Here is an 8,861-nt window from a genome sequence, read left to right on the forward strand (position 1 = left end):
TATGCGTTTTGGCGTCCTGGGCCCGACGGAGGTCCGGCGAGACAGCGGGGAGATCGTCGCCGTCGTCGGTCCGCGCCTGCGCGTCCTGCTCGGGATGCTCGTCCTGGACGCGGGCCGGGTGGTCACCACCGACCACCTGATCGACGGCCTGTACGGCGACGAACCCCCCGCCGGGGCCGCGAACGCTCTGCAGGCCCAGGTCTCCCGGCTCCGCCAGCTGCTGGACGCCCCGGTGATCGTGCGCCACCCGGCGGGATACCAGCTGGACGTCGACCCCGAGTCCGTGGACGCGCGCCGCTTCGAACGGCTGGCGGCGGCGGGTCGTGCCGCGCTGGCCGCCGGGAACAACCGCCGGGCCGCCGACTTGCTCCGCGAAGGGCTGGACCTCTGGCGCGGCCCCGCGCTGGCCGACCTCGGCGAGACCCTCGCGCCCTCCGCCGTCCGCCTCGAAGAACTCCGGCTCAATGCGCTCGAAGACCACGCGGAAGCCGTACTCGGCCTGGGCGACGAGTCGCACGATCTCGCCACCGAGCTGGGCGACCTGGTCGCCGCGCATCCCCTGCGGGAGCGCCTGCGCGGCCTGTTCATGCGCGCACTGGTCGCCACCGGACGGCAGGCCGAGGCACTCGCGACATACGAGGACGGCCGGCGCTTGCTGGCCGAGGAACTGGGCGCGGATCCCGCACCCGAACTGGCCGAGATCCACCTGGCCATCCTCCGCGCGGAGACCCCACCCCCGAGAAAGGATCTCCCCGCCCAGCTCACCTCGCTGATCGGCCGCGCCGACGAACTGGCCGTGATCGGCGGCCTGCTGGCCGAATCGCGCCTGGTCACCCTGACCGGCCCCGGCGGCACCGGCAAGACCCGCCTGGCCATCGAAGCAGCCACCCAAGCGGCGAACACAAGGCGCCCGGAAATATCCGGACACACGGAGGGGCCAGCTCACCCAGCAGGCCCGGGAGGTTCAGGGCGTCCGGGAGGTATAAGGGACCCTGGCCGCTCACGATCTCCCGGCGGCTCACAACATCCCACAGGCTCGATACCTCCCGGCGACTCACGACCACCCGAAGGCTCGCGACCTTCCGAAGGCGCGCGACCTCCGAGAGCGTCTGGGGTCGAGGTCTGCTTTGTTGAGTTGTCGCCCTTGGTGGATGGTTCTGAGGTGACGCAGGCCGTGCTGGCGGCGGTGGGGTTGCGGGAGACCGGGCTGTTGCCGGCCACCGCGCGGCAGGGCACCGACCCGGTCGACCGGCTGGTGGCCGCGCTGGCGGATCGGGCGCTGCTGCTGGTGCTGGACAACTGCGAGCACGTGGTCGAGGCGGCGGCCGCGCTGGCGGGGCGGCTGCTCGGCGCCTGCCCGAAGCTGCGGGTGCTGGCCACCAGCCGGGAGGCGCTGGGGATCACCGGCGAGCGGCTCTGCCCGGTCCCGCCGCTCGCCCTGCCCCCGGTGGACGCGACGCTGCCGGAGGCGCTCGCCTACCCGGCGATCCGGCTGTTCGCCGACCGCGCCAGCGCCGTACGCCCCGATTTCGCGCTGACGGCCGACGACCTGGGCCCGGTGTCGCGAATCTGCCGGGCACTGGACGGGCTCCCGCTGGCGATCGAACTGGCCGCCGCCCGGCTGCGGTCGCTGACCGCGGCCGAGGTCGCGGCCCGGTTGGAGCGCACCGACACGTTCCAGCTGCTCTCCCGGGGGAGCCGGGTCGCCGAACCCCGCCACCGCACGCTGCGCGCGGTGATCGAGTGGAGCTGGGACCTGCTCGACGAGGCCGAGCGCACGCTGGCCCGGCGGCTGACGGTGTTCGCGGGCGGGGCGACGCTGGCGGCGGCCGAGCGGGTGAGCGGCCTTCCCGCCGACGAGGTCATCGACCTGCTGACCGGCCTGGCCGACAAGTCCTTCGTCGAAGTGGCGGGCGACCGTTACCGCATGCTCGACACGATCCGCGCCTTCTGCGCGGAGAAACTGGCCGAAGCCGACGAAGCCGAAGCCCTCAAAGCCGCATATGTCGGATATTTCCTGGAACTGGCGGAGTCGGCGGACCCGCTGCTGCGCACCGCCGACCAGCTGGAATGGCTGCGCCTGCTCGACGCCGAGCACGACAACCTGATCTCCGCCCTGCACCGCGCCGACGAGAACAGCGCCTTCCGCATGTTCTCCGCGCTGACCGCCTACTGGTGGCTGCGCGGCCTGCGCAGTGAGAGCGCCGCAATCGCCGCCGACCTGATGACCAAACTCGGCCCGGAGCCACCCGAGCGCGAGGAGTACGCCCTGTGCGTGCTCACCCTCGCCACCAGCGGCGGCCACGGGCTGGACCTGCGCCCCCACCTGGAGCGCGTCGACCGCATCATGCAGTCCATCAACTGGCTCCCCAGCCAGCCGTACCTGAACGTGCTCTGGGCGATGGTCCTCGGGCCGCCCTCCCAGGAGAAGTCCGATTCCCTCCAGGAACAGCAGCGGCAGGTGCCGATGGACCCCTGGACCCGTGCCCTCGCCGAGTTCGGCTGGGGACTGCTCGCCCTCTACGAAGGGCAGATCGAGGACGCCGAGCGCTTGCTGCGGCCATCCTTCCGCGCCTTCCAAGCCCTGGGCGAACGGTGGGGCATGGCGATGACGCTGACCGGCCTGTCCGATGTGGCCGAATGGCGGGGGGAACGGGCCCGCGCGCTCACCTTCATCGAGCAGGCCATGGAGCTGGTCGAACGCCTCGACACCACGGTGGACCTGGCCGAACTGCTGTGCCGCAGGGCGGCCCACCGCTCCATCGTCGCCGACCAGTGGGACGCCGCCCGCGCGGACTACGAGCGAGCCGCCGAACTCTCCCGGCGGGCCGGCGCCCCGGAAATGCTGGCCCGCGCCCACGTCGGCCTCGGCGAGCTGGCCCGCCGCCAGGGCGACCTGCCCGCCGCCCGCCGGCTCGTCGAATCCGCGCTGACCAGCTCCGCCGAATGGTTCAGCGCCGACGAGATCCGCCTCCTCGCGCACATCGCGCTCGGCTGGATCTCCGTCGCGGAAGGCGACGCCGACCAGGCGGAGAACTGGCACCGCGCCGCCCTCGTCTCCGGCTTCTCGCACCGCAACCTGCTCATCGCCGCCCGGGTCGCCGAGGGCCTGGCCGGGGTCGAGGTCGTGCGCGGCGACCAGGTCCGCGCCGCCTCCCTGCTCGGCATCAGTACGGCCCTGCGCAGCGGCCACGACCCCGGCGACCCGGATCGCACCTGGGTGGCCGAGCAGTGCCGTACCGCACTGGGCTCGGCGGCGTTCGAACGAGCGCACCAGAGCGGCCTCGTCAGCGGCCGTCAGCGCGCGGTGGGCAGCTGGTCAGCGGCCTCCCTCACGCTGCTTCCATGACTTCTTCGGTAACAAATGCCCGCAAGTGGGGCACGCTGGTCATCTCCTGTCTGGCCATGCTGCTGCTCGCGCTCGATCTCACCGTGCTGCACCAGGCGATGCCCAAGCTGGTGGAGGACATGGGCCCATCGGCCACCCAGCTGCTGTGGATCCTGGACATCTACGGCTTCGCGCTGGCCGGTCTGCTGATCACGATGGGCAATCTGGGCGATCGCATCGGCCGCAAGCGGCTGCTGCTGATCGGCACCGCGGCGTTCGGGGCGGCTTCCGCGATCACCGCGTACGCGCCGACGCCCGAACTGCTGATCGCGGCCCGCGCCCTGCTGGGCGTGGCCGGGGCGACCGTCATGCCGTCCACCTTGTCGATCATCAGGAACGTGTTCACCGAGCCGAAGGAGCGCACCGCCGCCGTCGGCATCTGGAGCAGCATCTCCGCCCTCGGCTTCGCCGTCGGCCCGGTGGTCGGCGGGCTGCTGCTGGACCACTTCTGGTGGGGCTCGGTGTTCCTGATCAACGTGCCGATCACGATCGCGCTGCTGATCGGCGGCTGGCTGCTGCTGCCCGAGTCGCGCAACCCGCGTTCCCGGCCGATCGACCTGATCAGCGTGCCGCTCTCGTTCGTCGGCGTGATCGGCCTGGTCTACGCGATGAAGCTCGCCGCCCACGATGGCATCGGCGACCGCGCGGTCTGGATCTCGGCCGCGATCGGCGTGGTCGCCCTGGTGGTGTTCGTCCGGCGGCAGACCCGGCTGGCCGAGCCGCTCATCGACGTCCGGCTGTTCCAGCACCGCGCCTTCACCGGGTCGATCGCCGCCAACGTGATCATCCTGTTCTCCATGCTGGCCATGTCGGTCGCCTTCGCGCAGTATTTCCAGCTCATCCGGGGCTGGTCGCCGCTGGTGGCCGGGCTGGCCGGGATACCGGGCGGGGCCGCGGCCGCCATCGGCGGCGGGCTCGCCGGGGTCCTGGTGAGCGCCATCGGCCGGGCCAAGGTGGTCACGCTCGGCCTGCTGCTCACCGCCGCCGCGCTGTTCCTGTACAGCCTGTTCGGGCTCGACACCCCCTACCTGCTCATGCTGCCCGCGATGATGATCAGCGGCGTGGGCATGGGCTTCACCTTCGCGGTGACCAACGACACCATCCTCGCCTCGGTGCCCCGGGAGCGGGCTGGCGCGGCCTCGGCCATCTCCGAGACCGCGACCGAGGTCGGCGGCTCGCTCGGCATCGCCGTGCTGGGCAGCGTGATCGGCGGCCTCTACACCGCGCGCCTCGCCATGCCCGACGGCCTGCCCGCCGGTGTCGCGGAGGCGGCCAGGGAGTCGCTGGGCGGCGCCGTCCAGGCGGCCACCACCCTGCCAGGGCCGCTCGCCGACGCCCTGCTCGGCGCGGCCCAGCGAACCTACATCGACGCCATGCACGTGAGCGCCGTCACCGGCGCCACCCTGCTCACCATCCTGTCCTTCGTCATCCTGTACGCGCTGCGCGGCGTGCCCAAGGAGATCCCCGAGGTCATCCTGGACGACGAGGGCCGGGTCGTGGAGGAACCGGTCCAGGTCCCGTAAAGCACATGAACGGCGCGTGACCCCGGGTCACGCGCCGTTCGGGTGTCTAGATCTCCACGACCACCGGAATGATCATCGGGCGGCGGCGGTAGGAGTCGCTCACCCAGCGGCCGAGCGTGCGGCGCAGCACCCGGCGGATCTGCTGCACGTCCGCCACCCCGTCGGCCGCCGCGTCCTGCAGGGCACGCTCGATCTGCGGGATGACCTGGTCCAGCGAATCCGGGTCGATGCCGGAACCACGCGCGGTGATCTCCGGCCCGCCCGACAGCTTTCCGGTGGTCGAGTCGACCACGACCACCACCGAGATGAAGCCCTCGTCGCCCAGGATCCGGCGATCCTTGAGCGCCACCTCCGTGATGTCGCCCACGGAGGTGCCGTCCACGAAGACGTAACCGGCCGGGACCGCGCCGACGACCTTGGCCTGGCCGTCCAGCAGGTCCACCACCACGCCGTCCTCGGCGATCACGATGTTCTCGTCCGGGACGCCGGTCAGCCGGGCCAGCTTGGCGTGCGCCCGCAGGTGCCGCCACTCGCCGTGCACCGGCATGAAGTTCGACGGCTTGGTCGCGTTCAGCACGTACAGCAGCTCACCGGCCGCCGCGTGCCCGGACACGTGCACCAGCGCGTTGCCCTTGTGCACGACGCGGGCCCCCCAGCGGGTCAGCCCGTTGATGACCTTGTTGACCGCCGTCTCGTTCCCCGGCACCAGCGAGGACGCCAGCAGCACGGTGTCGCCCTCGGCCACCCGGATCGGGTGATCCCGGTTGGCCATCCGGGACAGCGCGGCCATCGGCTCGCCCTGGGAGCCGGTGCAGATCAGCACCACGTCCTCCGGCGGCCACTCCTCGATCTCCCGGGAGTCCACCAGCAGGCCCGGCGGCACCTTCAGGTAGTTCAGGTCGCGGGCCACCCCCATGTTGCGGACCATCGAGCGGCCGATCAGGGCGACCTTCCGGCCGTACTTCTCGGCCGAGTCGATCGCCTGCTGCACGCGATGGATGTGCGAGGCGAAGCAGGCCACGATGATGCGCTTCTCGGCGGTCCTGATCACGTCGTCGATGATCGGCGCGATGTCCCGCTCGCTGGTGACGAAGCCGGGCACCTCCGAGTTGGTGGAATCCGACATCAGCAGATCCACACCCTCGGCGCCGAGCCTGGCGAAACCCCCCAGGTCGGTCAGCCGGCCGTCCATCGGCAGCTGGTCCATCTTGAAGTCGCCGGTGTGCAGCACGATCCCCGCCGGGGTGCGCACGGCCACGGCCAGCGCGTCCGGGATGGAGTGGTTGACCGCGAAGAACTCGCACTCGAACGGCCCGAACCGGCGGCGTTCCCCCTCCACCACCTCCTGCTTGACCGGCTGGATGCGATGCTCGGTGAGCTTGGCCTCGATCAGCGCCAGCGTCAGCTTCGCGCCGACCAGCGGAATGTCCCGCTTCTCCCGGAGCAGGTACGGCACCGCGCCGATGTGATCCTCGTGCGCGTGGGTCAGCACAACCGCTTCGATGTCATCCAGGCGGTCCCGAATGTATTCGAAATCCGGCAGGATCAGGTCGACGCCTGGCTGGTCAGGCTCCGGGAACAGCACCCCGCAGTCGACGATCAGCAGCCGCCCGTCGAACTCGAAGACCGCCATGTTGCGGCCGATCTCCCCGAGGCCGCCGAGCGCGACGATGCGCAGGCCGTGCTCGGGAAGTGGCGGCGGGGGGCCGAGTTCGGGGTGTGGATGGCTCATCCGCGGCCCTCTTTACGATGTTCTCCTGAACGCACTCAGTCTCCTGTGATTTTGAGGCCGCCCGCGACTAGATCCGCGCGGAGCAGCGCGATTTGCTCGGTTGTTGCGTCGACCAGCGGGAGCCGGACCACTCCGGCGTCCTGGCCGATAAGTCTCAGCGCGGCCTTCGCCATGATCGCGCCACCGGCGCGGTTCATGATCCCGGAAACCACGGGGAGCAGGCGCCGGTGAATCTCCAGCGCGGCCGCGATCTCCCCGGCCCGGTAATGCTCGATCATCATCGCGAGGTCCGCGCCGACGACATGACCGATCACGCTGACGAACCCCACCGCGCCGACTGACAGCCAAGGCAGGTTGAGCGTGTCATCGCCAGAATAGAAGGCCAGGTCGGTGTGCGCGCAAACCATGGAGCCGGCGAACAGGTCGGCCTTGGCGTCCTTGACCGCGCGGATGGCCGGGTGGTGCGCCAGCCGGAACAGCGTGTCCGTCTGGATCGGCACACCGGAACGCCCCGGGATGTCATAGAGCATCACCGGCAGCGCGGTCGCGTCGGCGACCGTGGTGAAATGCTGGTAGAGCCCCTCCTGCGGCGGCTTGCTGTAATACGGCGTGACCACCAGCAGGCCATGCGCCCCCGCCCGCTGAGCCGCCCGCGCCAGCTCCACACTGTGCGCGGTGTCGTTGGTGCCGACCCCGGCGACGACCGTCGCCCGATCGCCCACCGCCTCCAGCACCGCCCGCAGGATACGCTCTTTCTCCCCGTCCGTGGTGGTCGGAGACTCCCCCGTCGTGCCACTCACGATCAGGCCGTCATTGCGCTGCTCGTCCACGAGGAAGGTGGCCAGGCGTTGCGCACCCAGATAGTCAACCGCGCCGTCGGCGCTGAACGGGGTCACCATGGCGGTGAGCATGCGGCCGAAGGGGGCGTCAGAGGTTCGAGTTGGCGGGGCCATAAACCGAACGGTACCCGGATCCGCCGAAACGGTGGACCTCGCCACCCCGCTAGCCCCGCCCGCACGGGCGCGCCCAACGAGAAAGAGGCCGCCGATATGTGCTCGGGGGTACACACATCAGCGGCCTCTACTCGGTGAATCGCCGTTTCTTACACCCGCGTTACAGACTCCTGGAGAGAATTTTTCGGTCTTCTGAGGCTGAAGTAAGCCGCAGGTCAGCGGGCCTGCCCCAGCAGCAGCCTCAGCCACACCCGCTCGGCCCGCGCCGCGACAAGCCGCTCGGTCTCGTGCACCCGCTGCCCATCAGGCCCCCGGACGGTACGCCGGATGAACCGCAGACCACCCGCCTGGCAGAGCTCGTAGATGGTCGCCCGGCACTCACACGTGTGCTGCCTGACCCTGGTCCGATCCGCCCGCGCCACCGGCACCAACCAGAGCAACACCTCACACCCCGCCTGCGCGGGAGCTACGTGCAGCCCATGCACCTCAAACCTATCGACGAAATCATCGGAAGGCCGCGCCCGGAACTGGTGATGAAGCTTGCCGGAGAGGTCGCCTGAAGGCTCGGTGGGGGGATTGTTCGCGGGGGTGTGGTGGGGGCTGCCTGCCGGATTGCTGTGGGGGTCGCCTGCCGGATTGTCTCGGACGTTGTCTGTCGGGCTGCTATCGAGGTTGTCTGCCGGATCGTCGTGGAGGCTGCCTGTCTGGCTGTCATGTGGGTCGCCCGCTGGATTGCCGTGGGAATCGCCTGCTGAATCGTCTCGGACATTGCCTGCCGGGCTGCCACGGAAGTCACCCGCCGGGCTGTCGTGGGGGACTCCTGCCGGGCTGTCGTGGAAGTCGCCTGCCGGATTGTCTCGGACGTCGTATGCCGCACTGTCGCGGACGTCGCCTGCCGGGCTGTCGTGGAAGTCGCCTGGTGGATTGTCGTGGGGGTTGTCGGCGTCATCGAGCTCGCGTTCCATCGGGGGCCAGGGATCCTCTGCGGTGTTCCTGCCGTGGGGGCGGACAAAAGGCAGGCCAATCCGCACGATCGGGAGGGACGTAGGGGCGAGCACGATCCCCGTTCCGGCCGAAGTTGGATCTGGCCGGGTTTTCCAGGGTCTCGTCAAGCGGGCGCTCCAGCGGATCGTGCGGGGGCGGGCGGAGCCCAGGGCGAAGTCCGGGTAGAGCGAAGGAGCGGGTGGGTGGGAGATCCGCCGGACCTTCGAACGCGTCCTCCAGCGGAACCGACGGGAACGGGCGGAGCCCGGACAGAACAAAAG

At 70.4% G+C, this 8,861-nt stretch carries 5 protein-coding genes; 2 read left to right on the forward strand and 3 right to left on the reverse strand.

Translation table 11 applies throughout. The features are described from left to right. The first annotated feature begins 1 nt into the window (after nucleotide 1). Both Aple_RS54000 and Aple_RS48720 read left to right on the forward strand, forming a co-directional pair. Nucleotides 2–3,349, forward strand: coding sequence for an AfsR/SARP family transcriptional regulator (locus tag Aple_RS54000; RefSeq protein WP_218038899.1), 3,348 nt, complete (start codon nucleotides 2–4; stop codon nucleotides 3,347–3,349). After that, nucleotides 3,346–4,911 carry a DHA2 family efflux MFS transporter permease subunit gene (locus Aple_RS48720; protein ID WP_155351614.1) on the forward strand — a complete coding sequence of 522 codons (1,566 nt, stop codon included), beginning with the start codon at nucleotides 3,346–3,348 and terminating at the stop codon, nucleotides 4,909–4,911. The genes Aple_RS54000 and Aple_RS48720 overlap by 4 nt, the downstream gene beginning before the upstream one ends. A gap of 46 nt (nucleotides 4,912–4,957) precedes the next feature. On the opposite strand, the gene Aple_RS48725 is transcribed toward Aple_RS48720, so the two are convergent. The 3 genes from Aple_RS48725 to Aple_RS55320 all read right to left on the reverse strand — a co-directional run bounded on the left by Aple_RS48725 (nucleotide 4,958) and on the right by Aple_RS55320 (nucleotide 8,561). Beyond that, nucleotides 4,958–6,643, reverse strand: a complete 1,686-nt coding sequence (locus Aple_RS48725) for a ribonuclease J (protein WP_155351615.1) — start codon at nucleotides 6,641–6,643, stop codon at nucleotides 4,958–4,960. 35 nt (nucleotides 6,644–6,678) lie between these two features. Continuing rightward, nucleotides 6,679–7,596, reverse strand: coding sequence for a 4-hydroxy-tetrahydrodipicolinate synthase (gene dapA, locus Aple_RS48730; protein ID WP_155351616.1), 918 nt, complete (start codon nucleotides 7,594–7,596; stop codon nucleotides 6,679–6,681). A 215-nt stretch (nucleotides 7,597–7,811) separates the two neighbouring features. After that, nucleotides 7,812–8,561, reverse strand: coding sequence for a hypothetical protein (locus tag Aple_RS55320; protein WP_246265500.1), 750 nt, complete (start codon nucleotides 8,559–8,561; stop codon nucleotides 7,812–7,814). Between the last annotated feature and the right edge of the window lie 300 nt (nucleotides 8,562–8,861).

The organism is Acrocarpospora pleiomorpha, from assembly GCF_009687885.1.
GTDB lineage: Bacteria > Actinomycetota > Actinomycetes > Streptosporangiales > Streptosporangiaceae > Acrocarpospora > Acrocarpospora pleiomorpha.

Coding starts and splice junctions, on each gene's coding strand:
- Aple_RS54000 (WP_218038899.1), top strand. CDS start 2: ATGCGTTTTGGCGTCCTGGGCCCGACGGAGGTCCGGCGAGACAGCGGG.
- Aple_RS55320 (WP_246265500.1), bottom strand. CDS start 8,561: ATGGAACGCGAGCTCGATGACGCCGACAACCCCCACGACAATCCACCA.
- Aple_RS48725 (WP_155351615.1), bottom strand. CDS start 6,643: ATGAGCCATCCACACCCCGAACTCGGCCCCCCGCCGCCACTTCCCGAG.
- Aple_RS48720 (WP_155351614.1), top strand. CDS start 3,346: ATGACTTCTTCGGTAACAAATGCCCGCAAGTGGGGCACGCTGGTCATC.
- dapA (WP_155351616.1), bottom strand. CDS start 7,596: ATGGCCCCGCCAACTCGAACCTCTGACGCCCCCTTCGGCCGCATGCTC.